Below are 23990 nucleotides of genomic sequence, written 5' to 3'. Positions count from 1 at the left end.
TTATTTACATTTCCCTTCCCAAATCCTTTTGCACTATGCGCATTATAACTTTACTCCTATTAATATTTAGTTCTAATTTTTGCCTTAAAGCCCAATATAGCGGAACCTGGAGCGGAAAATTAAGTGTTCAGGGACAGGAGCTTCCTTTGGTTTTTCACATTGTACAAGAAGGTAATAGTTGTTCAGCAAAAATGGACAGCCCAGCACAAGGGGCAAAGGGTATTCCGGTTGGAGAGTGTGAGTTAAAGGAGCGTGAAATCCAACTTAAACTGGCAAACATTGGTGCTCGATATACCGGAAAATTCAAAAATGGAATCATTGAAGGGATGTTTGAACAGTCTGGCTTAAAATTTCCTCTAAACCTAAAACCTCAGGTGGAGGAAGAAAAAATAACGAGACCTCAAGACCCCTTGCAACCTATTGGTTACAAAGAACAAGAAGTGTTTTTCACCAATGAAAAGGATAAAACCACTCTGGCTGGTACCGTAAGCATCCCCAATAACTGTGAAACTTGTCCCGCTGTCATTTTAGTATCTGGATCTGGTGCTCAAAACAGAGATTCTGAAGTATTTAACCACAGACCTTTTGCAGTATTGGCGGATCATCTTGCCAAAAGCAATATTATAGTTCTACGCTACGATGACAGAGGCGTTGGGAAGTCGAAGGGTGATTTTTCAAAAGCTACCACAAGCACTTTTACCGAAGACGCCTCAGCAGCAATTTCATTTATAAAGAAATACCCAAAGGTAGACTCTAATCAAGTTGGCATTATTGGCCATAGCGAAGGAGGGTTGGTTGCCATTAAACTTGCATCGAAAAGCGAAGTTAATTTTGCCGTATTAATGGCGAGCCCGGCAATACCAGGGGCGCAAATATTAATGGGACAGCAATTAGCGCAAATAGAAAATACCAGCCTGGATGCCGCACAGAAAAAAGACCTTGAGGATTTTATTAAAGGCCAAATGGATGTGTTGCTAAAAAGCAAAACTCCCGTTAAAGCCAGGGCCAACCTCAACTCGTACTACAAAAAGAATTTCAAAAAACTCCCGCCTGCCACTCGAGGAATGGGATTGGAGAAATATGCACAAATCCAAACACAGGCCTTGGCAAGCCCTTGGGTTATGGAGTTTGTAAAATACGACCCACGATTGGATCTTTCCCAAATAAAAATACCCGTATTAGCTGTTAATGGAGACAAAGACACTCAAGTAAATGCCGAGGTTAATTTAGCTTCTATAGAGGATGGTTTAAAAGCCGCTGGAAATAGTGATTACCAAATAGAAAAATTAAATGGGCTCAATCATCTTTTCCAACCTGCGGAAACAGGATCCATTATGGAATACGAAAGGATAGAAACTACGTTAGATACCGAGTTTCTGAATTTAGTTTCATCATGGATTGTTGCCAAAACCTACGGCGAGAACTAATTCTAATCAGGCTCTATTGTTGTGCTAGAAAGGGTACATTAAATTTCACCCTATGCTAGATTCGAAGTACCTCTCATTTGATCCAGATTTGGATAAAGACCAATGCAAAGAAAAAATTGTAGAACTACATTTTGAGCTTTGCGAATTGGCACATCAACTGCACATTGATAAAAAACATGGTGTTTTAGTGGTGTTACAAGGTTTGGATGCCAGTGGCAAAGACGGTATTGTAAGCCGTTGTTTCTCCGGGCTTAGTCCGCGATTTACTCAGGTGGCATCTTTTAAAAAACCAACCGCAGAAGAGGCAAGCCACGATTATTTATGGCGTATCCATCAAAAAATACCACCACGTGGAGTTATTGGAATATTTAATCGATCTCACTATGAGGATATTCTTGTCCCAGAAAGTTATGGTTGGATAGATAAAAAGGAGGTGGAAAACCGCTACAAAAGCAATATTGAATTCGAGGAACATTTGGAACGTTGTAATATCCACACCCTGAAATTCTTCCTTAATATTTCGTACAACTTGCAAGGGGAAAAGCTGGATGAAAGAAAGTTTAATCCACTAAAACGATATAAGCACCAAGACTCCGATTTTGAAACCCGAGCTAAATGGGATGACTTTATGAAAAGTTACAACGGTATCCTTAAAAACTGCAATAAACCCTACCCATGGATAAACGTACCTGCCGATAAAAAATGGCAAAAGGATTATGTGGTTTTAGAGAACATCGTGAAACTCCTCAAAAAATTGGTTTAAAATGGATTCTTAGCGGAAAGTTTGCTCCGCAAGAAAGCGTCGCCAATGCCTTGGGCATTTTTGAATTTTGTCTAATCTTGTTTGGGCTAGAAAAATTGCCTTCTGCCCCTATCAAAACCTTTATATATGAAACTAAGATTACTAGTAAGTACAGGGTTAACTTTTTGTTTTGCCCTATTTTCTGGTGGCCTTTTTGCTCAAAATTTTACCCAAAATTTAAAGTTCAAAGACCATTCTGTGTGGTTTAAGTACCCCCAAGCTTCGGATGTAAGCAACGAAGATGTTTTAGAAAAAATCATCAAAGAATTCGAGTTAGGGAATAGCACTTTCGAGTTAATTAGGCAGGACGCCGACCAGCTTGGATTTACCCATTTTCGCTATCAACAAATCATAAATGGTATACCGGTATGGGGAGCTCAAATCATTCTGCATTACCAGGGTGGACTTATAAAAAGCTTTAATGGTAAAGCATACCCTGCAAGTCTTGCTAGTACGGCATCCATAAATACCTACGACCAGGTTTTACAAAATATCAGCTCCAACTACCCTAACTCTGCAACTATCCAATTTGAAAGTACGCAATGGGTAGCAAACCAAGACGAATTCGGAACCGAAGAATTGGTGTTGACATATGCATATAAAGTGAGCAATATCCAGCCGCTTGTTCAAGATCGCTTATACGCTGACGCGAGTAATGGTTCCATTGTAGCCTCGGAAAATCTAATCCATACTGGGGACGAAAAAGGAATGGCAAACACCTATTATCACGGTCAGCAAGAAATTACAGGTTACCTTAAAGATGGTGTTTACATTCTTAGAGATAGCGCTAGAAACATAGAAACCTACAACTACAACGGTGGATTAAACGATAGTATTTCGAAATTCTTTACCGATAATGACAACCAATGGGTAGAACAAGCTACATTCTTAAAAACTATTGCAATTAAAGCGGTAAGCATTAAACCAGCTTGGTGGAAAGATGACGCCACCGATTTTGCAAGCTTCTATGTTGTTGCACTTGACGCTGATTCTAACATCGTTTACGGAGAAAACTTAAGCCTTAACTCGGCAACCGGAAACTACGAGGCCGAAGTTAACCACCCTATGGGTAAAGGAATTATTGGTTTCGAACTTTGGGAAGAAGACATAACGGAAGAAGATGATTTTGGTGGATTTATAACTGCCGATGCAACTCTTGGAGTAACCGCTTTTACTCAAGAAAATTTCGAAGGAAGCTTCAGAAACATAACCTTAAACGATCCTGCTCTTGACGTACACTGGGGAGCAACCAAAACCTACGATTATTATAAGGATGTCCACAATAGACTTTCCTATGACAACGAAGGTGCAACGATAAAGTCTAGAGTTCATTTTTCTAACTCTTACAACAACGCCTTTTGGGATGGACGACAAATGACTTTTGGAACAGGGGATTCCTCTAACCTTAGTTATTTAACAAGTATTGATGTGGCTGCCCACGAGTTTACACATGGAGTAATCGACTTTACCTCCGATTTGATTTATCGTGGAGAAAGTGGTGCATTAAATGAGTCTTTTGCCGACATTTTTGGGGCAGCAATAGAATTAAAAAACACTGTGGATGGAGACTGGAACATTGGAGAGAAAATTTCCATTTCTAGACCATACCTACGTTCTATGAACGACCCCCATTCTGCGGACCACCCAGATACTTATGGATTTAACGACCCAAATTGGGTGGATCCAGGAAATTTAAATTTTGATAACGGAGGAGTACACATCAACTCTGGTGTACAGAATTACTGGTTTTACCTTATTACGGAGGGAGACTCTGGTATGAATGCTAACGATTACGCCTATAACATCACTGGTTTTGGATTGGATAAAACCGAACAAATTGCATACAGAAACCTAGCCTACTATTTGGTGCCAAGCTCTAATTTCGACGACGCTAAAGAAGGTTCTGTTTTCGCCGCTGAGGATTTATATGGAGTTGGATCTGTAGAAGCCAAAACTGTTGAGGACGCATGGTGTGCTGTGGGAGTTGGAGACTGTGAAGCTGCAGTAGATTTCTGTAATGGAAAGTCCATCCTTACGAAAACCTGGGGAAGTTTTGCTGATGGTAGCGGAACTTTAAACTACGAAAACAACGCAAATTGTAGCTGGTTAATTCGTCCCTCTTCTGGTGATTATACTGCTTTAATCATTAAATATTTAGACCTAGAAGATGGAGTAGACTTCCTTAGAGTTTATGATGGTGCCAGTTCTAGTTCTGCACTTATTGCGGAAATAACGGGTAGTGAAATTCCAGATGAAATTTACTCAACCGGTAGAAGTATGTTCGTTGAATTTACAAGCAGCGACAACGGTACCGCTTCTGGTTTTGCTGCGCACTATCAATCTAGAACAGGAACTTCTATAAAGGAGAATAATCCAAATCTAGATTTCCTTCTTTACCCTAACCCAACAGGGGGTAGCATTACCATAAGTATTCCTGCAAGTGCTGGAAAAATGGATGTAAGAATTACCTCTATCAATGGGAAAACGGTAAAGCAGTTCAACGATATAGACAGTGACTTAAATGTAAACAACCTAGAAACTGGTGTTTACTTTGTTACGGTTAGTACGCAAGGAGCTACGAGCACTAAAAAGCTAATTGTGAAATAGCTATTTTCTTAATTTCTTAAAAAAGGCCGGCAATTGCTGGCCTTTTTTATTGGCATTAATTCTAGCTACAAATCGTAAACACAGCGAAACCCTAAGTGGTTGGTGCCACTATTGGCGGCTGTATGCTGAAAGGCCTCTGGTTTATACCCTTCGCACCCGTTTTCTATACACAAATAACTCCCTCCTTTAATGATCCTATGGGCCCCATCAACTTCTTCCAATTTTATTTGGGGTTGAGGTGCGATGCTGCTGGTCCATTCCCAAACATTTCCAGCTAAATCATAAAACCCCTCCTTGTTAGATAAAAAACTTCCAACGGGAGCCAATGCCGAATAACCATCCACCTCTTTATTTTTTATGGGAAAGGTTCCCTGCCAAATATTTCCAGTTCCCTTGAGTTTGCTCGCCATAGCATCCCATTCAGACGCGGTTGGTAAGCGACCATTTTTCCAGGCACAATATGCACAGGCATCGTAGTAACTCACCTGGGTTACCGGCCAATTCTGGGGATTCATATTTACCCCATCGATACGCCGCCAATTTGCGCCCCTAGCAATTCCCCATGCTCCTTTGGTGGTATCAAAATAACCCGACCAACCAAAGCTATCTGCTGTAGTTTTATAACCTGTTTCCTCTATAAATAATCTAAACTCAGCAACACTAACCTCTCTAGAATCTCCGGCTATGTTAGCCGCAAATTTTATCTTATAATTTTCATTTTTTCCGCACCCATCAATTCCGCAAAAAATCAGGAGCATTAAGGCCAATTTTATGGTGTAGGTACCGCCGCTCGCCATCCTTGTGCTAACTTTTTAGAAAGACTTTCTACCAAGGCCTTATTCTCATCTTCCTCTGCCCGGTTTATGTTTTCGTCTGGATCCTGAAAATGATCGTATAATTCCCTAGCCTTTAACTCGCCTCTTATTTTGTTTTCATTATCCCAAGTGTACCACTCTATGTAACGGTAACGCTCGGTTTGCATAGCATAACCCATGTACTCCTTACCATCATAGGATATTCTAGGTCTACGTCTAAACTGAGAAAAAACGGCTGATTTCCATTCCCGATTGGGATTCTCGAAAAGCGGTTGCATACTGATTCCCTGAAAATAACCAGCTTTGGGTACATCCGCCAAATCGCAAAGGGTTGGAAACATGTCTACTAACTCCACTAGTGCTGGTGACTTCAAACCTTGCTTCTGACCAGGATATTTAATCAGCAGGGGTACTTTGGTATCGATATTAAAATTGGTTTGTTTCCCCCAGCCGTTGTGCTCTCCTAATTTCCAGCCGTGATCACCCCATATAACGATAATACTATTGTCGTAAATCCCCAATTCCTTTAATCCGGCAACCAACTCTCCAATACAGGCATCCACATAGCTAACACAGGCGTAATAGCCTCGTTTTAAAATATCGGCAGAATCAGCAGCAAGGGGAGCCCCCTCGGGACGAGGTAAATTTCTAAACCCAGCATAGTTTCTTAACTCGTAGCTCGCATTAGCCGCCATGGGCGGGGCATTTTTTGGAAGAAAGGGATTAACCGCAGGCGGTAAACTACCCGCAGGGTACATGTCCCAATACTTTTTTGGGGCTACAAAAGGTAAATGAGGCCGGAAATAACCCAATCCTAAAAATATGGGTTGTTCCTTTTCTTTAAGGCGCTTTAAAGTTTGCAGCGCCAATTTGGTTTGCAGTCCATCGTACAACATGGAATCCGGTAAATCCACAACTTCATAGGCAGGACCGCTATACCAACCATCGGCGTACACTTTTCTCCCCTCTGGCCATCGGGCAAGGATTTCTTTCCTTCTTTCAAGCTGTATTTTTTGCGCGTCCTCCGTATGATAATAGGTTTCAGCATCGCGCAAATGAGAATCTGGACCGTTAAATGGTGCTGGTTTTAAATCTGGCTCATCCCAGGATACCGAATCGGGCATATAGTTGTGAAAAATCTTCCCAATGTTAACCGTGTAGTAGCCGTAATTATGAAAATATTGCGGCATGGTCACCGCATTGGGGTTTATTTTTCTGAATTCATCACCTAAGTGCCAAACTTTGGTAGAATCGGGTCGGATACCTTGCATAAGACTAGCCCTAGAAGGCGCGCAAACTGCGGCCTGGCAATAAGCATTTTCTAAAAGCAGTGCCTCCTCGGCAAAAGCATCTATGTTAGGTGTTTTTATGTGTGGATTTCCGTAGGCTCCAAGGTCGGGGCGAAGATCATCCACGGAGATAAATATGATGTTAGGTTTCTGGGTTTCCTTTACCTCGATATTTTGGCAAGAGAACAGGATCAAGGAAAGAAATAGAGTGGCTGGTAAATGCATAAAAAACGCTTTGGGTCCAATATAGGCATAGCTTGGAGAAGATATCTTAGTAATGAGCGAGATTGTACACAAATGAAAGCCGAATTTTACAAGCGAAAAAAATGACCAAGCCCTTTTAGACGCCAACATAATTATCTCGGTGTTCAACAAGGAGTACCCATTATATAGTAGTTGTGCCCGCATCTTAAGCATTAATGTGAAGGACTTTTTTTTGCCATTAATCCCGTTTACAAACCTGAGACCTACTTAAAAATACTGGCGGAAAGCAAATTGCTTTATTCAGGCAAGGTGCTAGTTGTCCTTTTACGGACATTCTTCCCTCGAAAAAATACATCGGCATGAACTTCTCGCCCAAGAGGCAAGTTTTACTTCGATTTACGGCACAAAAAAACCCGAGGCATATCGCTCCGGGTTTTAATTTGTTGCTCCTCCTCTTGGGCTCGAACCAAGGACCCTCTGATTAATCCCGCAGCTGCGGGACTCTAACCAACTGAGCTAATCGCCCCTCGGGAATAAAATCAGGATCACAAAGACGGAGAATTAAAGGTCTACTTTTTTGCCGTTTTATGAAGTTTTCAATCTTTCGAGCCTCAGATTTGTTGGTAATCTTAAATACAGCTTTAAGCTCCCAATCATGGGCTCTATTAGTGTACTTAGTTCGAATGGTCTCGTTGTGTTGCGATAACCTATTCCATGGGTGACTACTTTCTCCAACATAATACAAGTCTTTACAAGGCGAGTATATAATGTAGAGATAGTGCATGGTAAATAATGCTTCGAGAGATCCTTTATTTTAAGGTAATAAAACACCTCAAGATCCATCCGATTTAACCCATAAAAAAACCCGAAGCGTTTTGCTTCGGGTTTTAATTTGTTGCTCCTCCTCTTGGGCTTACCGATGGTTTTTTTCTACGGTAATGCTTCCCTCGAAAAAATACATCGGCATAAACTTCTCGCCCAAGAGGCAAGTTTTACTTCGATTTGTGGCACAAAAAAAACCCGAAGCGTTTTGCTCCGGGTTTTTACCTTTCTTGCTCCTCCTCTTGGGCTCGAACCAAGGACCCTCTGATTAACAGTCAGATGCTCTAACCAACTGAGCTAAGGAGGAATTTTCTTTCCTACATTTCCGCTTTCATTTTAGGTGAAAGAATCCCTGCAGGAATTTTGTGGGTGCAAATATAGGGACTTCCCATAAATAAACAATACCTTCGCCAGAAATAAATAAAAAAATTTTCATGAGTGTTTTAGCCCTTGGTACCGTTGCCTTCGACGCCCTAGAAACTCCTTTCGGAAAAACAGATAAAATAGTGGGAGGAGCCGCTACATACATCTCTCTTTCAGCGAGTTATTTTGTTAATCCAGTGAAGCTGGTTTCGGTGATAGGTGAAGACTTCGATTTCGATATGCTAGAAAAAATGAAATCGAAAGGAATTCAACAGGAAGGTCTACAAATAAAAAAAGGTGAAAAATCTTTCTTTTGGAAAGGAAAATACCACCACGATCTTAACACTAGAGACACCTTAGTTACAGAATTAAACGTACTGGAAAACTTTAAACCTGAAGTTCCAGAATCTTACCAAGATTGCGATTTTGTAATGTTGGGTAACCTTGAACCTGGTGTACAAGAAAGCGTCATCAAACAATTCAAAAAGCGTCCAAAGCTAATTGTTATGGACACTATGAATTTCTGGATGGACATCGCCTTGGATCAATTAAAAAAGACCATTTCTCAAGTTGATGTTTTAACCATTAACGACGAGGAAGCAAGACAATTAAGTGGCGAATACAACTTACCAAGTGCCGCCGGAAAAATAATGGACCTGGGTGTAAAAACGCTTATCATTAAAAAGGGTGAGCACGGTGCACTTTTATTTGGTGATAACAGAATGTTCTTTGCACCTGCACTGCCTTTAGAAATGGTAAAAGATCCCACTGGAGCGGGTGATACTTTCGCAGGTGGATTTATTGGTCACCTTGCAAAAACTGGCGACATCAGCTTCGATAATATGAAGAAAGCAGTTGTAGCTGGATCAGCAATGGCTTCTTTCTGTGTAGAGGAGTTTGGAACCGAAAACCTACTGAATTTAAGTCAGGAGAAAATTGATAACAGAATCGCTGAATTTACTGCCCTAGTTAGGCATTAATCCAAATTACATAAGACAAAAAAAGGCCGCAAATGCGGCCTTTTTTGTTGGTACTATCTTATTCTCTCCTATAGACAGGTTTTTTCTAGGTCACTTACTACCGAAATTTTAAAGTCTGGCCACAATTTCGAAACACCATCTTCTCCAGTATGTAATTCCTTGCATACCTCGTTTAAGGCATTAACAGCAGCCAGCCCATTAAAAAGGGAAATGTCCAATTTCCCTTCCATTTTAAACCTACCCTCCGGACTAATACTATAATCCATTTCTAGGTTTTTGGTTTGCTCATTAATGGTTAATTCCACAGTAGCTTTCCCGTAGTCTTGATCTCCAGTACTCAATACCTTTCCAGTTATTTTACTCGGCATTTTTAACTTACCGAAAAAGTGCTTTTTGATCTTCATATCTCTATCCGAGTTATTGGAATTAACTCCATCGGTATAGATGGTGAAAGAAGCTCCCTCTAGCACTTTTGCAGCCGTATCAGAAGGGGAAAACCCACTCACCTCAACGCTATCCATTTTACCCCCTACGGCAGCCCTTTCGGTAAACTTATATGCCTCCCACATAACAGTAGTTGCACTGTTATCGTATGAATATGTACACGCTTGTGCAACTTCTTTTGCTTCTGTTTTAGATTCCTCTGTTTTAGGTTCTGCTGGTCCCGAACAGGCGATTACAAGAGTCGCTGGGATTAGATATACTAATTTTTTCATTGTCTTTTTTTTATTCAAAGTTTACAAGTACTTGGTTTTTCTCTACAGCACGTCCTTTTGTTACTTCAATGCTTTTTACCTTAACATCACCCGTAGCTTTAAGGACGTTTTCCATTTTCATTGCTTCCAAAATAAGAACCGGCTCCCCATCCTTAAGTTCTTGTCCAACTTCCACTAAAACATCTACTACCAATCCTGGCATGGGTGCTTTTAATTCTTTCTCTGCACCACCAAGGCTCATGTCTAGCCCAAGATTTTCAAGTAAGGCATCAAACTCATCCTTAACGGCAACGGTGTATTTGTTCCCATTAACCAAAAGCTCCATGTGCTTTTTGTCTTCCAAGAATTTTATGAGCTCTACATTGTACGATTTGTTATTGTACAACAAATGATATTCGCCCTCTTTAACCTTTATAAAATCTATCTCGTACGGGTTTCCATTAATCAATCCCGTGTTTAATTTTTGGCTTTTGGGAGCCACTTGGTAGCTCTTATCATTAATCTCAATCTCGTACATAGCTTTTTCTCTTGCGCCGAAGGTACTCAACATCCATAAAACTTTAAAAATCTTTTAACGCTTATTCATAGCTTCGCGTGAAAACTGAAAAAGATGGCTCAAATTCCCGATTGCGAAAAATACCCTTATGTGCATCTAAAACACAAGCACAGAAGGATAGATAATTACTACTGGCTTAACCAAAGAGATAACCCAGAAGTATTGGATTACCTTAAACGGGAAAATGACTACACCGCAGCCTATTTAAAATCTTCCGAGAAGTTTATGGAGGATCTTTTTCACGAAATGAAAAACCGTATTGTAGAGGACGACCAATCAGTACCCTACAAGAAAAACGGATATTGGTATCAAACCAAATACGCTAAAGGCAAGGAATACGCAATAAGTACTAGAAGAAAAGGCGACTTAACAGCGAAGGAGGAAATCTTTTTGGATGAAAATATTCAGGCGGAAGGCCATTCCTACTATGCAGTTGCCAGCAAAAGTATCAGCCCGAATAATCAATGGCTTTGTTTCGGGGAAGATACCGTGGGAAGACGACTTTATACCCTAAGATTTAAGGATCTTTTTTCCGGAGAATTTGTGGGTGAACAAATAGAAGGAACCACGGGTAGAGCATTATGGGCAGGAGATAACAAAACTGTTTTTTACACTAAAAAAGATCCAGAAACTCTTCGTTGTAATCAGGTTTGGCGACACACTTTTGGCACTAATCAAGACCAAGATGTTTTGGTTTATGAGGAAGTTAATCCCGAGTTCGATTGTGGGATATATAAAACTAAATGTCAAACCTATATTGTTATTGGTAGTTCAAGCAGCACCAGTACGGAGTTCCACTACCTTCCTACCACCGAACCAGATGCAGAACTTAGGTTGTTCTTACCCAGAGCTCCAAAACACGAATACTCTCTTACCCATTACGAGGGGAATTTTTACATGCTTTCCAACCACGAGGGACAAAATTTCGGTTTCTACAAATGCGACCCGGCCAATCCGGAAATTGAAAACTGGGAAACAATAATTGCCCCAAATGACAATATCCTTCTCGAATCCGTAGAGATTTTTAAGGATTATTTTGTTGTAGTAGAAAGAAAAGGCGGATTGGTTTATCTACGCGTTCTTCCAACCCATGGGGAACCTGCATATTACATTCCTTTTAACGACCCTACATATAGTGTAGATTTAGAGGTTAATGTGGAGTTCGACACCGAAGAGTTGCGTTTTGGTTACACCTCATTAACTACTCCTACCAGCATATTTTCTTACAACCTTAGAACCAAAGAACAACAAACCCTTAAGCAGCAAAAAGTACTGGGCGAATTTAATGTTAAGGACTACCAAAGCGAACGCATTTGGGCAAAGGGAAAAGATGGAGTAGAAATTCCAATCTCCCTGGTTTATAAAAAAGGATTTAAGGACCAAAAAAGAAAACCATTGCTACTGTATGGATACGGGTCTTATGGTGTTAGTTTAGACCCCTATTTTTCTACCATTAGATTAAGTTTGCTTAACCGTGGATATTGCTTTGCAATTGCACATATCAGAGGGGGAGAAGATCTTGGCAGACCTTGGTACGAAAACGCCAAATGGCTAAAAAAGAAAAACACGTTTAACGACTTTATTAGTTGTGGAGAACACCTTTTAGAAACCGGCTGGGTAGATAAAGATGCACTCTACGCAATGGGAGGCTCTGCCGGCGGTATGCTCATGGGAACAGTTATGAACATGCGTCCCGAATTATGGGCGGGAATTGTTGCTCAAGTCCCCTTTGTGGATGTGGTAACAACCATGTTAGATGAATCCATTCCACTTACCACTGGAGAATACGAAGAGTGGGGCAATCCTAATGATAAGGAATACTACGATTACATGTTATCATACTCCCCCTATGACAATGTAGAAAAAACGAACTATCCCCCTTTGTTAGTTACCTCGGGTTATCACGATTCTCAAGTGCAGTATTGGGAACCAACCAAATGGGTTGCCAAACTAAGAGACTACAAAACCGATAATAACCCCTTGTTGTTATACACTGAAATGGAAGCCGGGCATGGAGGGGTATCTGGTAGATTTGAGCAGTTGAAAGAAGTAGCAAGAGAATATGCTTTCTTATTTGGTTTAGAAGGCATTAAAGAATAATTGGAGTGGAAATAAGTGACGTTTTAAAAGGACTACAAATTGCCCCTGTTGTAAAGGGTGAAAACTTTGAGCCTATCGATTTATCAGGTCCAACAGTTGCCAAGTTGGGTTTAGATCTAGGAAATAGGGTAGAAATTGAATCTTGGTTTTATTCTCAAACCAAGAAAAGCATACGATACGGTGGTTACTTAGAAAAAAGATCCTGGTATGGTAGAAATCCGGATTTTGTAAATGGTGCCGAAGTAAGAAACATTCATTTGGGAATGGATTTATGGTGCTCCGCAGGCAGTAATATCCATGCCCCCATTAAGGGTAAAATCCACTCCTATCAATTTAATGATGCCCCCGGGGATTACGGACATACGCTAATACTAGAACACCATATTTCCGGATTTAAATTCTATACGCTATATGGACATCTTGCCGCACCTAAAATTACCGATAAAGGACACGAATTTAACCCCGGGGATGCCATTGCCCAAGTAGGATCATGGGAGGAAAATGGGTCTTGGCCCCCACACCTCCATTTCCAAATTATCATAGACATGGAAGGTAAAGTAGGCGATTATCCTGGCGTTTGCCACGAAAAAGAAAAAGGACAGTTCGCAAAAAACTGTCCTCATCCTATGTTATTATTACCTATGTTGCCTTAGTCCAAAATAAAACGAACTATTTCCGATTTGCCATCCTCGAAAACCACCTTTGCAAAATAAGCTCCGGAATTATATTCCGATAAGTTGACATCCACAAAATTAGACTGAGTAGTTTTTTTCCATACTAACCTTGAGTCTAATCCAAGAATTTCGAATGCCTTTACCCTGCTATTTGCTGGCGCTTTAATTCTAAAGTTCTTATTTCGAGTAGGATTTGGCATAACCATTAGGGCCTCATTTCTTTCTAATTCCTCGGCAACGTTAGTTGTTGCACATCGCTCTGGGAGAGGTGTTAATCCATTGTTCTTTATAATGGTAACTGCCCCGTTTTCAGGTTCCCAAATACTTAATCCGTCCGGTACCATAAATCTATTTTCTTCAGTTAATGGGGTTACTGAGCTTGCATAATTGGGATTGTCTGGGAAATATGTTTGTGCCGATCTTACCTGAATTTCATTTTTGTTTACCCAAATCCATTTTACTTGATTAAGGGTACCCATGTCTCTGGTCCAGGTCTTTGCGTCATCTGCCATTCTAATTGCGGCCCAAGTTCCTTCGCCCACATATACCGTTCCTCTGCCATTCTCCGCGATAAAGTAATTATGATCAACGTCCTTACCACACTCGGTAGTACCGCTTGACGTTCTTGTTGGTATTAAAGGCCAAGTTGTTTTTACTACGTGAGCATCACACTCCACCACCAACCTTACCTGTTTTTCGTAAAAAGGTTCCGCCCAGTTATCGAAAGCGTCATTTTTATCCGATTTGCTGGAATGATGTGGACGTATTGGTTTGTGATATTGCGCAATTTTCCAATATACCGATCCATCAACCGAGTCTAAATCATTATTCAACCAGTCGGTTTGTTCGCCAGAAATAGTCATCTCTGTGTTAAGTGTATACATGCGTAAAAGGTTTCCGTTAAAAGAAAGTGCATAATACACATCTGGGTGAGGTGTATCGAATAGGCGTTCGACTACGAAGTTTCCACAATCGGGGCATCCAAATGGTGACGCTTCGTGGTTACCCATCGCAGCTACAATAGGTGTTATCTTATTATCATCGGTGTAGGTTAGCTCCCAGTCTGCAAACCAGGCATCCCATTCCTGTTCGGTATTTGCGAAAGTGTAATCACCACCAAAAGCAACCATATCCGGTCTTAATTTTGCCACTATCCTATTTGCTTCTTGGCGAATAGTTACTGATTCTGCAAGAGCAACAGGACCTCCATCGACATTTAGCCTAGAGTCTCCTCCAGCAATTATGCTTATGGGGTCACTGGGGTTATCACTTGCCGTTTTAAACCAATAACGATCACTTACTTGTTCTCTGCCCAATGCATCCCGGTATACCAAAACGAAGTAATATGGGGTTTTAGGACTAAGGTTTGCTAAGCGAACAAAGTAATGATCTAATCCCTTAAAAGCCGATACACTTCTATCAACTAATGCCCTTGCGCCTTTTTCCTTGTATAGGCTTAGATCTGTCCCAAAATCTGTGGTGGCGTAATACAGTTCAAACGAAATCCCATTATTTATACTACCCGGGGTTTGACTCCAACCAACAACCATAGAAGTGGATGGGTCTGCCCTCCACATGGTTCTAAAATACTTTGGTTGTGCGAATAGGGAGCTAAACGAAATGGTTGCGATAAAAAGGAATAGAAACCTCATAAGTATAATTTTTTCGCAAATGTATTGGTCGTTTTAAGCCAACCTAGGGCTTTCGGAAATGGTAAAATTCATTTAAAAAAACAATAACAAACGTAAGCCCATGTTAATACACCCGTAATCTTAAGTGCCCCATTTTTGCAAAATGAAAAATTGGGTTATCTGGATCTTGCGCCTTGCAGTTGGATTGGAATTCTTTGGAAGAGCTTGGCAATTTTTGTTCTTATCGACTCCTATTAGAGAGTTTTTTTGGAATTATAGGCTTTTCGGATGGTTTGTAGAGTCGTATACCGAGCTTACTTGGAGCCAATATTTAGTGCATCCCAAGACAGAAACTTACCTCAACCTACTTCAATTTATTATAGGGCTTTGTTTCTTGGTCGCTAGTGCAAGCGCCTTTTTAGGGAAAAAGCCGAAAACATTGTTGCCTCTTTTAATAGGTGTAATGTGGCTAATTCCCATTTCGTGGACCCAGTATTTCGGAGTGGCATATAATTGGATAATGTGGCTGGAATATGCGGGCCAAGTCTTTACGCCCCTGATATTATTCTGGGTTCTCGTCTTAAATCCTAAATCAAGTGCCGTTTTAACAACCGCATGCGTAATCGCTGGAATAACCTTTGTCTGTCACGGTGTGTACGCCTCGGGGATTAGACCCATTCCGGAAAAGTTTATTGGCCTTACCGTTGGATCTCTTGGAGTTGGGCGACAAAATGCATTGGTATTCCTAAAAATTGCAGGGATCTTAGATTTTATTTGTGTGCTTGCGTTGTTTTGGAAAACAAGTCGAAAATGGGGGTTAATCTACATGTGCTTTTGGGGATTTGTAACCGCCTTTGCTAGGGTAATCGCACATTTTTATGCCTTTGACTTATGGAATTCACTCAGCCAATGGTCTTACGAGTTCTTCATTCGAAGTCCGCATTTCCTTCTGCCAATAGCAATATTGCTTACGGAGCAACCTATCTTTTTAAAAAGTTTTAGGATGAGACAGCGATTTGGCTCACCAGCCTTTTAAAGTACCCCATATCAAGGGGTTTTATTACAAAATCGACCACACGTGGATACTTACTTACCGCAGCCTTATCGCGTTCAAAAAGTGAACTGGTAAGCAAAATTATTCTGGTTTCATTGGTATCTAGGCCATTCTCGTAATACTCCTCCAAAAAATCAAACCCATCTTTGACAGGCATATTGATATCTAGCAAAATCAGCTGGGGAATACTATTTCCTTTGGCACCTGAAAGGCCAGCTATTGCTTCATCTACAGAAGATTTAATATTTATCTCATCTGCGACGTCTGCTTCCAACAGTAGCTCTTTTAAAATAAAGTTGTTTACCTCATCATCATCAACTACCATTATAGATTTCAACCGACCCATGTAATACTTTTTGCTTGTTTAATTTAAGAGTTTAACGAATTAACCTTCGCCTGATCAAGTAGGCTTATTTTAAAGGTACTACCTTCTTCTGGTTTACTTTTAACCTCTATTTCCCCCCCCATTATTTCTACTTGGTTCTTTACAATATACAGCCCAAGCCCTTTGCCTTTGTATCCTGGATGTAACTGCTTAAACATTCCAAATAGCTTTTTCCCCTGTCTTTCAAGATCTATACCGATTCCATTATCCGTTATTTCTAAAACCGTATAATTCTTTTCTGAATAGGTCGCTATTTTAATTTCCAATGGCCTTTGCTCCGATCTATACTTAATGGCATTACTCAATAAATTAGATAGAATACTATGAATGTGCGCAGGGAAGTACTTTATTGTCTTAACCTTCAAATCCTTTTCTACTTTGAAATCTGAGGCAAAAGTCTCCTCCAATTCCATTAAAACAGAATCGATAGATTTTTCGAAATTAATTTGTTTAAACTTCTTTGGTACCCCTTCTTTATTGAGAGCGGCAATATTGAGAAGCTCTTCAAGCGTGTTATCTAATGAATTAATAGAGGAAACTATACGCTCACAAACCTCCTTATTTCTATCCTCAAGTGATTCTATCTTCAGCATCTTTGCCAAGTTGGCAAGATTTACCACTGGGGCTCTTAAATCGTGTGTAGCAACATATGCAATTTGCTCCAACTCATGATTCTTAAGACTTAAACGTTGCAGGCTTTCCTCGAGTTTAGAATTACTATTTGCTAACTGGGACTCAATCTTTTTTAAATCGGTAATGTTTACCAGACTACCAACTATTTTAGTAGCGTCTTTACCATTCCACTCAATTGCTTTTCCTTTAAAGAACACCCACATTGGTGACCCATCGGTCGTTAATTCACATATAACCTCTAATGGCTTTTTACCTTTAGATTTTACATGTTCTTGAAGCTTTGATTCTAGGATGGAGTAATTTTCCTCCCCAAGAATTTTCTTCCACTGGTCCTCAGTTGGGTCATTTTTATCATGACTCTTAATAACCTCACTAAAAGTATCCGAATAAATTTGGTAACCCGTTTTTGGTTCCCAAGTCCAGTAGCCTGCCGTTGTAGCCTCTAATACACTTTGCAATAAAATATCCTTGTCACGCAATTCCTTGGTTCTGGCATCTACCATAACCTCTAGGTTTTCGTTTAGCTCCTTGAGTTCTTTTTGAGCGGAGATTTGATCCGAAATATCAACGATACTCCATAGAATTAAATTTTGCTGTTCATGCTCTGCATGTTCGATGTTTACGCTAACCGGGATTCCCTTACTCCCATTGGATTTTATTTCTATCCTATCATTAATAGACAGATGATTACCTCCTGCCGCATCTTTAAAAAGTGTCTCAATCTTTTTCTTAGAAGATGTGGCAAATAAGTCAGTAATCTCCTTGTTTTTCAGATCGTCTATTTCAATACCGCACATTCGCGCCGTATTTTGATTTGCCCTTAAAATTTTACCTTTTGCGTTGGTCGTTACAATACCATTTGGTGAAAACTCAAAAAGTGTTCTAAATAACCCTTCAGAATACCTCAGGTCCTCCTGCATCGACTTCATTTGAGTTATTTCCACAAATGTTATGACGGTACCCTGTGTTCTGTAATTTCCATCCTGATATGGAAGCACTCGAGTTAGAAACCACTTATCATTATTAAGCCTAGTTTCCCTTTCAACAGTTTTACCCGTTTTAAGGACATACTCTACCTCCGATACAATATCTATCCCACTAACATTGGAGCTAAAGTTGGTGATGGGCCTGCCCACATCTGCAACCAAAAGGTTGAAATGCTCTTTAATTGCTGGGGTAAACCATCTTATTTTCAAATCTTTATCCAAGAATATGGTACCTATATCCGTACTTTTTAATAGGTTATCCATATCGGCATTCAATGCTGCCAATTCCTGAATTTTAGATTGATGCTCTGAGTTTACGGTATGTAACTCTTCATTTACTGATTGAAGCTCCTCATTTGTACTTTGAAGCTCTTCATTAGCTGCTAACAATTCTTCGTTTGTTGCTTGCAGTTCCTCGTTACTAGTTTCTACCTCTTCAACAGTAGCCTGAAGGTTTTCTTTAGTTTCCTTTAGCTCCCTTTGTAAATCTTCAACCCTACTTATTTCATCGGGGTCGGTAACATCCTTAACATTTTTAGAAAACTGACCGGAAGCTTTGTTTTCAAGGAAAACTACCAGAAAGTAAGTTTTGGTATCTAGCTTATCAATTTTAAATGGACGAACAATTACATCCACTATCTTAACCGAAGTATCCGTTACAATTCTTACTCCTCTATAGAATATTTTCTCTTTTTCCTGAGTCGCTCTTCTAACCGCAGTACTTATGGCTACGCTTAAATTATCCGTAACCATTTTAAGAAGGTTAACAGTAAATCCTCTGTCAGGAAGAGCAATGTATTTGTTTAAGTTTCCATTCGCGTGTAGAATGTCAAAATGCTCATCTACATACACGCTAACCGCCTCAATTTCATCCGCTAGGGTGTCACTTAAAACCTCCGAAAGGCGATTATCAATAATGCTCTTCCTACTCGGTACACTCGTGGTAGCACTTTTAATACCTCGTTGCCAAGAGATATCAGGTAGAGTGGAGTGATCTAAATTCAATGTTCTCGAGATCTCTGTGTTTTCAAAGATTTTCCATCGACGATCTAGTTCCTTAAATACACTTTTGTATTCCGCAATACTTTCACTTGGTCCAAGAAAAAGTATCCCCTTTAAGTTTAAACTGTAGTGGAAGGTTGCCAGTAATCGCTGCTGCAATGACGGTTGAAGATAAATAAGAAGGTTACGACATGATACCAAGTCCATTCGATTAAACGGTGGATCGGTAAGGACGTTGTGGTGAGAAAAGATGATCATTTTTCTGATCTCCTGACTAACCACGTATTGATCTCCCTTCTTTACAAAGTATTTTTTTAGCCTTTCCGTTCCTATATCGGGAACAAAACTCTCTGGAAAAACGCCCTTACTTGCTGTTTCAATAGAATCTCTATCTATATCAGTTGCGAAAATCTTAACCTCTAAATTTTTGTTGGCCTTGTCCATGGCCTCTTTGGTTAATATAGCCAATGAGTACGCTTCTTCCCCTGTACTACAAGCAACACTCCACATTTTTAGGGTTTGCTTAAAGTTTTTTTCCGAAACAAGCTTTTCTAGGTGTTTGGATAAGGACTCAAACGCATCTGCATCCCTAAAAAACTTAGTAACCCCTATTAAAAACTCCTTGTATAAAATTTGAGCCTCTTGTGGTGTTGCTTGAAGGAAGTCTAGATATTGTTTTAAGTCGTTGCATTTGTTTACGCTCATACGGCGAGAAATGCGTCGAACCAAAGTTGGTCTCTTATATTCTGAAAAATCGAGGTTGGTTACTTTTTTTAGATGGCTAAGTATTTCTTGCAGAGTATCTAGATTACTTTCATCTATCCGATGACCAATTTCCTTGTGATTTTCTACGTAATTGATCAGTTCCGATGGCATTTCGGATATGGGAAGAACATAATCAACAAGCCCAGTTGAAATTGCACTTCTGGGCATCCCGTCAAACTTGGAAGTTTCAGGGCTCTGTACCATTACCATTCCACCTACTTCCTTAATTGCTCGCACACCGTGGGTACCATCAGATCCAGTACCGGTAAGAACAATAGAAATTGCTTTTTCTCCCAATTCTTCTGCCATGGAGCGGAAGAAAATATCTATCGGTAAATTGAGATCGTGCCCCGTTTTCGATTTGTCCTCAAGCGTTAGTCTACCAGAACTTATACGCATGTTTTTCTTAGCTGGGATTAAATAAACGCTCCCAGGCAAAATCTCCATATTATTTTCCACCTCATAAATGGGCAATTGGGTGTTTTTAGCCAGCAATTCTGCCATAAGAGATTTGTAGTCAGGAGATAAATGCTGAATGATAACAAAACTCAAGTCACAGCTTGAGGGAACATTATCAAAAAAAGTTTTAAGCGCTTCCAGCCCGCCTGCAGAGGTTCCAATACCAACAACCTTAACCTCCTTCCCCATTAGCTTTGTATCTTCCTTTGGGGAGGTCTTTTTACCACGGTCATTAGATTCCTTCTTGGTAGTTGCTTTTTTGGCAGTCATCTTATTTTTGATGTTGTTGGTCTTACTGGTAAAATTAGGTAAATAATTGTGGGGCTCAGAATAATCCTAGGATTTTCATGAATGGAATTCACGAACAGCGCTTCTCATTCGTTTATAAAGAATCCATAATAAAATCCCAAATCCTGAGCTTATTAATATAATAAGTTCCAATTTATACTTTCTCCATAGTTTCTTCCAGCCACTTGATATGATATGCATCTCTTCCTTTGCTGATATCGGAAAATCCCATTTCATCTGGGCAGTAAATATCCCTATTGTCCCTTTTCTTTGTGGGTTTTCGTAAAAAGCGCGAATCAATTTGTTAGCATTTAATTGATGAATGATTTCATAATTAACCCAAACAAAAACCCTTTCATCAGATGTAAAAACTATGGCATTAGGAAGCGAGCTAAGAATTAAACTATCCCCTCCGACTTTTAATATCGAGTCCTTTAAAATTAAAGTATCCCGGTCTCCATCCGTATTAAACTGTTGAAAAATGGAATCCTGAAACCCTGAAATCAAGAGATCGTTGTTACTTTCCAATAATTTATCATCCCCGAAGGTGTGGTCGTAAATATTAATATTTGGAAAATAGCACCCAGATGTAAAATGAAAGGAATTTTCTTGCCTAAGGATTTCCGCAGCCATATTTAGGCCTGATGTTCCAAGGTTTTGGTCTAAAAAAATATCATTAACCCCCATCTGGGAAAGTTGAAATTGAGAAAGCGTACGATGTTTTTTAAAGGAAGGGCTTACCAAGTCTATTTTTGCATGGGCAGTGTCCAATTCAATTAAAAATTCTGGAAGGTAACGACAGGTGTCTAGCTTTTTGGGAACATAAAACCTAACATCAAAATCTCCAACCTTTTCCTCCTTAAATCGAATTACATTATCTATTTCAAAACGATCTCCCTCAACAATTCCTGTGGCAATTGCCTCACCCTGAAATAAAATTTGATATTTCAATTCCAGCTCAGGCTGCTTTTTTACCTTCCCAGAGATCTGGACTCTAAACTCGTTGGAGTTAAGCGACCACATCTTAGAATTAATTCGACCTCCAATCCACAATTCATTAAACCCATTATAGAGGGGGTTTAAACTGAAAAATTCGGCTAGATTTTCACTGTTTTTGGTGCTAATGGGATTAATTAATTCCTGAAGCTGTGCTATTTTACCCTTTTGCTTATTTAATTCCGTTGAAGCTGTATCGAGTAAAAACGCCTTAGCAACAAAATTGGGTCCTAAATCTTCAACACCGGCAACAATCAGAACATCTGCCCCTTCTGGTGATTTTACAATTTCGAAAACGCCTTCTCCAGATAGGGGAATTTCCGACTTCATTTTCCTTAAAAGGGTTAGAGGAATATTCGCGGACTCTGAAAGCAATAAATACTTGCTGAAATTGGTGTAGCCCCCTGAAAATCCCAATATAGGTTTAACCTGACTGCTTTTTAGGTAAGATCCTAAAGCCAATTTAATAGCGGCCTCCCCTAAGTTATTTATGGAATGGTCCTCAATAAATATAGCATCGGCATCGGTAATAAGTTTCGATGCTGTGGTATCCCTAAACTCGTTCGATTGAAATCCGCAATTAATCTGAATAGACTTTAAATCCATCCATAATCCACGCATTTCTCTATCTATACAATATTGTCCTGTTCTGCTCAGATTAATCTCTAAAATCCAGTCGTTTTGAAATTGGCTTTCACTAAATGGTAGCTCCACGTTTCCCAAACTATCCATTTCAGCAAGAGCAACGGTGCCAACCACCCTACTTGACTGTAAGAGGGAAATGCTGCTTAGATTCTTATTTACAAATCCGGAGAGCCCAAGGTTTATTACGAGATTACCTGTTAGGGTCTGATCCGTTTTGAAATCCGTTTGGATTGCAAAGTATGACCTCCAGCCGTAAAGTCTTTTATTAACCTGTTGACTGTAAGACGTTGTTTTTTGTCCAATAAGGTTTAAAAAACAAGTTGAAAAGAGGAGGAGAATTAGTAGGTGTAGGGGAAGTTTTTTCATCAGTTTTTAATCCGTTGACCAGCAGCAGGGGCTCCATCCACTATGCCTGGAGGTAACGTTACCGCGTCAAAAACCAGACTAAAGTGTAGTCCAAGCTCAATTGAAGATTCGTAATCTACCCTTCCTCCCATTTTTTCAGCTAAAAATTTAGCAACAGAAAGTCCAATCCCCTTCGTAGTATCCTCCAATTTATCTTCAATCTTATCGGGTAAGAAATTAAACATGCGCTTTAGGGTGTCCTTTTCTATACCCCTAGACTTATCCATAATCTCCACATAAATTTTTCCAAACCTAACCGAGGAACTAATTATTACTTGATTATTGTTTTGAGAAAACTTTATAGCGTAATTAATTAGATTCCTGAGGATTACTTTTAAATAAGTCCTATCGACATGTAAATGAAGATCCTTATTTGTTTGAATAAGATTTAAGCTAATGTTTTTATGACTGGCCTTAAGTCTTAGGTCTTCTATTAAGTTTTCCAGCAGAGGTTTTAGCTCTATGTAATCGCTATTTAATTTAATTTCAGGTAAATCCTTCGATTTCACTGGTGACATTAGGTTGTCCGTAAACACCTTTAACTCCGAAGCAATTTCATTTAGCTTTTTGTTGTAGGTAATTAGGGACTCCTCGTGCATTTTGTTGAATTTTATTTCAAACAACTTGCTTAAGTTTTGAAGCGAAGCAATACGGTTATTAATATCGTGGACAGCCACACGTAGTACTCTATTTTCCTTGTGTTCAGCTTCCTTAATTTCTTCTTTAATTCGTTTTAATTCCTCTTCTAAGTTCTCAATTTCTTTAGCCTGCTGATCTATCTGATTAATTTGATTTTCTAGAATTAATAGGCGCTCACGATTAACAAATGGAACTAAAATGGCGGCAATCACAGGAATCACCCAAAACCAGATTCCATTTTGATAAAAATGAATTTGAATAAACTCAGCACTTCCTTCAGCAAAAAATACCAAAGCAAAGCCCACGGCAACAACCCCTGCTAGGTTGATCAATTTTCCCCAAACCCAAAAGACAGATAAAAAAACACTGAGGAAGACCAGTTGAGCAAGAATCATGCTTTGCTCGTTTACATTGACTTGAAACGCTTGGTAAGCCAATATTCCAGAAATAAATAAGTATAAGACCGGAGAGCTAAGCCCTAATAGTTTGTAGTTAGATTTCACCAGCAGCCAACCTGCAATTACGGCAAAAACGGCAGCTACCTTGAATAACATAAACCGAAAGCCATCATCTTGAATTAGGCTGATATCAACTAATGCTGAAATAATAAGCACTGGAATAAGCCAAAACAGGCTACTCTTAAACCAATCTAACCCACTTTTTTTCCAGAACACCTTACTATTTTCCAACTTGTTTCTTTTGAGAATTGAATGATGTGCGGAAAAGTAATAAAATCAATTCCGACAA

Annotated in this window: 17 protein-coding genes and 1 tRNA gene; 7 read left to right on the top strand and 11 right to left on the bottom strand. The window is 39.7% G+C overall.

What is annotated here, in order from left to right; genetic code table 11:
- The first annotated feature begins 35 nt into the window (after positions 1-35).
- From FRX97_RS01840 to FRX97_RS01830, 3 genes are all read left to right on the top strand, one after another.
- Positions 36-1427 carry an alpha/beta hydrolase family protein gene (locus tag FRX97_RS01840; protein ID WP_147012783.1) on the top strand — a complete coding sequence of 464 codons (1392 nt, stop codon included), beginning with the start codon at positions 36-38 and terminating at the stop codon, positions 1425-1427.
- A 52-nt stretch (positions 1428-1479) separates the two neighbouring features.
- Positions 1480-2190: a polyphosphate kinase 2 family protein gene (locus FRX97_RS01835; RefSeq protein ID WP_147012781.1), complete on the top strand. Its 711-nt coding sequence runs from the start codon at positions 1480-1482 to the stop codon at positions 2188-2190.
- Between the two features lie 126 nt (positions 2191-2316).
- Complete coding sequence (locus tag FRX97_RS01830) at positions 2317-4836, top strand: M4 family metallopeptidase (RefSeq protein WP_147012779.1); 2520 nt, start codon at positions 2317-2319, stop codon at positions 4834-4836.
- Positions 4837-4901: 65 nt separating this feature from the next.
- Here the strand turns inward: FRX97_RS01830 and FRX97_RS01825 are convergent, their stop codons facing one another.
- From FRX97_RS01825 to FRX97_RS01810, 4 genes are all read right to left on the bottom strand, one after another.
- Positions 4902-5594 carry an SUMF1/EgtB/PvdO family nonheme iron enzyme gene (locus FRX97_RS01825; protein ID WP_170226984.1) on the bottom strand — a complete coding sequence of 231 codons (693 nt, stop codon included), beginning with the start codon at positions 5592-5594 and terminating at the stop codon, positions 4902-4904.
- 11 nt (positions 5595-5605) lie between these two features.
- Positions 5606-7165: a sulfatase gene (locus tag FRX97_RS01820; protein ID WP_170226983.1), complete on the bottom strand. Its 1560-nt coding sequence runs from the start codon at positions 7163-7165 to the stop codon at positions 5606-5608.
- A gap of 460 nt (positions 7166-7625) precedes the next feature.
- Positions 7626-7928: a GIY-YIG nuclease family protein gene (locus tag FRX97_RS12470; RefSeq protein ID WP_147012773.1), complete on the bottom strand. Its 303-nt coding sequence runs from the start codon at positions 7926-7928 to the stop codon at positions 7626-7628.
- Positions 7929-8199: 271 nt separating this feature from the next.
- Positions 8200-8273 (bottom strand) — tRNA-Asn (locus tag FRX97_RS01810).
- A gap of 127 nt (positions 8274-8400) precedes the next feature.
- On the opposite strand from FRX97_RS01810, the gene FRX97_RS01805 reads away from it, so the two are divergent.
- Positions 8401-9309 (top strand): PfkB family carbohydrate kinase, encoded by a 909-nt coding sequence (locus FRX97_RS01805; protein WP_147012771.1) that lies wholly within the window; start codon positions 8401-8403, stop codon positions 9307-9309.
- Positions 9310-9377: 68 nt separating this feature from the next.
- On the opposite strand, the gene FRX97_RS01800 is transcribed toward FRX97_RS01805, so the two are convergent.
- Together FRX97_RS01800 and FRX97_RS12445 are read right to left on the bottom strand one after the other, a co-directional pair.
- Entirely contained in the window at positions 9378-10025 is a 648-nt protein-coding gene (locus tag FRX97_RS01800; RefSeq protein ID WP_147012769.1) for a YceI family protein, read from the bottom strand.
- A 10-nt stretch (positions 10026-10035) separates the two neighbouring features.
- Positions 10036-10575, bottom strand: coding sequence for a biotin/lipoyl-containing protein (locus tag FRX97_RS12445; RefSeq protein WP_147012766.1), 540 nt, complete (start codon positions 10573-10575; stop codon positions 10036-10038).
- Positions 10576-10635: 60 nt separating this feature from the next.
- On the opposite strand from FRX97_RS12445, the gene FRX97_RS01790 reads away from it, so the two are divergent.
- Both FRX97_RS01790 and FRX97_RS01785 read left to right on the top strand, forming a co-directional pair.
- Positions 10636-12681, top strand: a complete 2046-nt coding sequence (locus tag FRX97_RS01790) for a S9 family peptidase (protein ID WP_147012765.1) — start codon at positions 10636-10638, stop codon at positions 12679-12681.
- A gap of 5 nt (positions 12682-12686) precedes the next feature.
- Complete coding sequence (locus FRX97_RS01785; protein ID WP_147012763.1) at positions 12687-13334, top strand: peptidoglycan DD-metalloendopeptidase family protein; 648 nt, start codon at positions 12687-12689, stop codon at positions 13332-13334.
- Here FRX97_RS01785 and FRX97_RS01780 read toward each other — a convergent pair.
- Positions 13331-15007, bottom strand: a complete 1677-nt coding sequence (locus FRX97_RS01780) for a T9SS type A sorting domain-containing protein (protein ID WP_147012761.1) — start codon at positions 15005-15007, stop codon at positions 13331-13333. The genes FRX97_RS01785 and FRX97_RS01780 overlap by 4 nt on opposite strands.
- Before the next feature lie 142 nt (positions 15008-15149).
- Here FRX97_RS01780 and FRX97_RS01775 point away from each other — a divergent pair, with 142 nt between their 5' ends.
- Positions 15150-16022: a hypothetical protein gene (locus FRX97_RS01775; RefSeq protein WP_147012759.1), complete on the top strand. Its 873-nt coding sequence runs from the start codon at positions 15150-15152 to the stop codon at positions 16020-16022.
- Here the strand turns inward: FRX97_RS01775 and FRX97_RS01770 are convergent.
- The 4 genes from FRX97_RS01770 to FRX97_RS01755 all read right to left on the bottom strand — a co-directional run bounded on the left by FRX97_RS01770 (position 15985) and on the right by FRX97_RS01755 (position 23932).
- Positions 15985-16386, bottom strand: a complete 402-nt coding sequence (locus tag FRX97_RS01770; protein ID WP_147012757.1) for a response regulator — start codon at positions 16384-16386, stop codon at positions 15985-15987. The two genes, FRX97_RS01775 and FRX97_RS01770, sit on opposite strands and share 38 nt — an antisense overlap.
- A gap of 23 nt (positions 16387-16409) precedes the next feature.
- The gene (locus FRX97_RS01765) at positions 16410-20540 is read right to left on the bottom strand and encodes a chemotaxis protein CheB (RefSeq protein ID WP_147012754.1); all 4131 of its coding nucleotides are present in this window, start codon (positions 20538-20540) and stop codon (positions 16410-16412) included.
- A gap of 75 nt (positions 20541-20615) precedes the next feature.
- Positions 20616-22565, bottom strand: coding sequence for a hypothetical protein (locus tag FRX97_RS01760; protein ID WP_147012752.1), 1950 nt, complete (start codon positions 22563-22565; stop codon positions 20616-20618).
- The gene (locus FRX97_RS01755) at positions 22565-23932 is read right to left on the bottom strand and encodes a sensor histidine kinase (protein WP_147012750.1); all 1368 of its coding nucleotides are present in this window, start codon (positions 23930-23932) and stop codon (positions 22565-22567) included. The genes FRX97_RS01760 and FRX97_RS01755 overlap by 1 nt, the downstream gene beginning before the upstream one ends.
- Positions 23933-23990: the final 58 nt, after the last annotated feature.

Origin of the sequence: Luteibaculum oceani (assembly GCF_007995015.1) — a bacterium.
Classification (GTDB): Bacteria; Bacteroidota; Bacteroidia; order Flavobacteriales_D; family Luteibaculaceae; genus Luteibaculum; species Luteibaculum oceani.
This window is presented reverse-complemented; position numbering and strand designations above follow the sequence as displayed.

What these genes read in the sequence shown, in the direction of transcription:
- FRX97_RS01775 (WP_147012759.1), top strand. Translation starts at nt 15,150, where the DNA reads ATGAAAAATTGGGTTATCTGGATCTTGCGCCTTGCAGTTGGATTGGAA.
- FRX97_RS01820 (WP_170226983.1), bottom strand. Translation starts at nt 7,165, where the DNA reads ATGCATTTACCAGCCACTCTATTTCTTTCCTTGATCCTGTTCTCTTGC.
- FRX97_RS01765 (WP_147012754.1), bottom strand. Translation starts at nt 20,540, where the DNA reads ATGACTGCCAAAAAAGCAACTACCAAGAAGGAATCTAATGACCGTGGT.
- FRX97_RS01800 (WP_147012769.1), bottom strand. Translation starts at nt 10,025, where the DNA reads ATGAAAAAATTAGTATATCTAATCCCAGCGACTCTTGTAATCGCCTGT.
- FRX97_RS01770 (WP_147012757.1), bottom strand. Translation starts at nt 16,386, where the DNA reads ATGGGTCGGTTGAAATCTATAATGGTAGTTGATGATGATGAGGTAAAC.
- FRX97_RS01805 (WP_147012771.1), top strand. Translation starts at nt 8,401, where the DNA reads ATGAGTGTTTTAGCCCTTGGTACCGTTGCCTTCGACGCCCTAGAAACT.
- FRX97_RS01790 (WP_147012765.1), top strand. Translation starts at nt 10,636, where the DNA reads ATGGCTCAAATTCCCGATTGCGAAAAATACCCTTATGTGCATCTAAAA.
- FRX97_RS01830 (WP_147012779.1), top strand. Translation starts at nt 2,317, where the DNA reads ATGAAACTAAGATTACTAGTAAGTACAGGGTTAACTTTTTGTTTTGCC.
- FRX97_RS01840 (WP_147012783.1), top strand. Translation starts at nt 36, where the DNA reads ATGCGCATTATAACTTTACTCCTATTAATATTTAGTTCTAATTTTTGC.
- FRX97_RS12470 (WP_147012773.1), bottom strand. Translation starts at nt 7,928, where the DNA reads ATGCACTATCTCTACATTATATACTCGCCTTGTAAAGACTTGTATTAT.
- FRX97_RS12445 (WP_147012766.1), bottom strand. Translation starts at nt 10,575, where the DNA reads ATGTTGAGTACCTTCGGCGCAAGAGAAAAAGCTATGTACGAGATTGAG.
- FRX97_RS01825 (WP_170226984.1), bottom strand. Translation starts at nt 5,594, where the DNA reads ATGCTCCTGATTTTTTGCGGAATTGATGGGTGCGGAAAAAATGAAAAT.
- FRX97_RS01780 (WP_147012761.1), bottom strand. Translation starts at nt 15,007, where the DNA reads ATGAGGTTTCTATTCCTTTTTATCGCAACCATTTCGTTTAGCTCCCTA.
- FRX97_RS01760 (WP_147012752.1), bottom strand. Translation starts at nt 22,565, where the DNA reads ATGAAAAAACTTCCCCTACACCTACTAATTCTCCTCCTCTTTTCAACT.
- FRX97_RS01835 (WP_147012781.1), top strand. Translation starts at nt 1,480, where the DNA reads ATGCTAGATTCGAAGTACCTCTCATTTGATCCAGATTTGGATAAAGAC.